Here is a 1702-nt window from a genome sequence, read left to right as displayed (position 1 = left end):
AGTGCGTTGTGGCAAAGGGAGTCCCTGTTCGATGAGCAGGGGCTTCGTCGTGTGCGGGGCATGATCGCGGAGGGGTAGGGGCAGGCAGTGGACGGCTTGTTGTGGATCGAGGAGGGTGCGGTGCCGTCGGTGCTGGGGTTGATGGAGCAGCGTGAGGCGCGGGCGCGGCAGGATCTGGAGTCCTGGACGGAGGTTCTGGAGCAGGCTCAGGCGGAGGTGGATGCCGCGCGGGAGCGGGTCGAGCGGGCCCGGGTGGGGCGTGAGGAACTCGTGTCGGTGCTGGCCGGGGAGAGCCCGGTGAATACGCCGGTATCCGTGCCTTCGGGTGGTGAGATGGCTGCCGCCGTGGGATCGAGCGGCTTGGGCGCGGGGCAGGGCGAGCGGCCGCCGGTGTGGCGGTCGGGCATGGGCGAGGAGGTGCTCAGCGGCTTCTATCGGGAGGTGTTCGCCGCGGTGGTGGCTGCTTCGGGGCCGGTGAACGGGGTGGAGCTGACGCGGGCGGTGGGCCGGGAAGCGGAGATCAAGAACGAGGTGGAGAAGATCCGGCACCGTGCCTACGTGCTGGAGAAGCGGGGCTGGCTGGTGCGGGCGCAGGACGGACGGTTCATGCCCGCGCCCGGGGCAGTCGGCCGGGGCGTTTCTCCGGCCAGCGCGGAGCGTCTGCGGCCAGGCGCCGGGACAGCCTGATCACGGCGGCCCACCACACCATCTGGGCGTGGTGGTCGGCGCGGCGTTCGTGGTCGCGGTTGAGGCGGCGTGAGCGGGAGAGCCAGCTCAGCGTGCGCTCCACCACCCACCTGCGGGCCAGGACGACAAATCCGCGCCTGCCGTCGGAGCGGCGCACGACCTCGATCCGCACTCCGTGACGGGCGAACGCCTGCGCCAGCGCCGGACCCTGGTAGGCACTGTCGACCCACACCAGCTTCAGCAGCCGGCCCGGCTGGTCCATGAACGTCTCCAGCAGCGCGGGGGCGGCCTTGGAGTCGTGCACATCGGCCGTGGTCACGGTGACCTCCAGGAGCAGGCCCTCGGTATCGGTCAGGATGTGGCGCTTGCGCCCGTCGCGTGACTTGCCGCCGTCGTATCCGCGGCTGTCCTCGCCCACGGTCTCGGAGGCGTCCACCGACTGACTGTCGATGATTCCCGCACTGGGCTCGGCATTGCGGCCTGCACGCTCCCTCGCAGTGACGCGCAGGCGTTCGTACAGCTCACGCACGTAGTCGTAGGACCGCCAGCGGCGGAAGAAGTCGTAGACTGCCCGCCAGAACGGGAAATCGACCGGCATGGCCATCCACTTCACACCGTTGTCGACCAGATAACGCACCGCGTCGAGTATCTCGCGGTGGCAATACGCCTCCGGACGCCCGCCCCGCTTCAGGAGCCAGGCCGGCACCGGCATCGCCGAGCGGACCTCGGCCCACTCCGCATCCGTCATGTCACTGGGATAGCAGCCTGCCCGCCGTCCCGGAGCGATCGAACCGAACCGGTGCACGTAGCAGTCACACCCAGGGGGGACCGTGGTGGACGCAGGCACAGAGATGCTGCTCAACTGATCGGGCAACGGGCTTCCTTGGTCGTGCTGGTGTCGTAACCGCGTCACTACCAAGGGGCCCGTTCTTTCATGTCCGCGACCGCACCCGTACCTCAGTCCAGACGATCACCCGCTGCCGCTCGAACAAGATCCGGTTAGCCACAACGCACT

The 1702-nt window shown here is 69.1% G+C and carries 2 protein-coding genes; one reads left to right on the top strand and one right to left on the bottom strand.

Going from position 1 to position 1702, the window contains the following annotated elements:
* Positions 1–87 precede the first annotated feature (87 nt).
* Positions 88–687 carry a hypothetical protein gene (locus ACWCQ1_RS52075; RefSeq protein WP_451030131.1) on the top strand — a complete coding sequence of 200 codons (600 nt, stop codon included), beginning with the start codon at positions 88–90 and terminating at the stop codon, positions 685–687.
* Here ACWCQ1_RS52075 and ACWCQ1_RS52070 read toward each other — a convergent pair.
* Entirely contained in the window at positions 605–1435 is an 831-nt protein-coding gene (locus ACWCQ1_RS52070) for an IS5 family transposase (protein WP_358593100.1), read from the bottom strand. The genes ACWCQ1_RS52075 and ACWCQ1_RS52070 overlap by 83 nt on opposite strands.
* Between the last annotated feature and the right edge of the window lie 267 nt (positions 1436–1702).

Source organism: Streptomyces sp. NPDC002144, assembly GCF_053593695.1.
This window is presented reverse-complemented; position numbering and strand designations above follow the sequence as displayed.

Coding starts and splice junctions, on each gene's coding strand:
- ACWCQ1_RS52070 (WP_358593100.1), bottom strand. CDS start 1,435: ATGACGGATGCGGAGTGGGCCGAGGTCCGCTCGGCGATGCCGGTGCCG.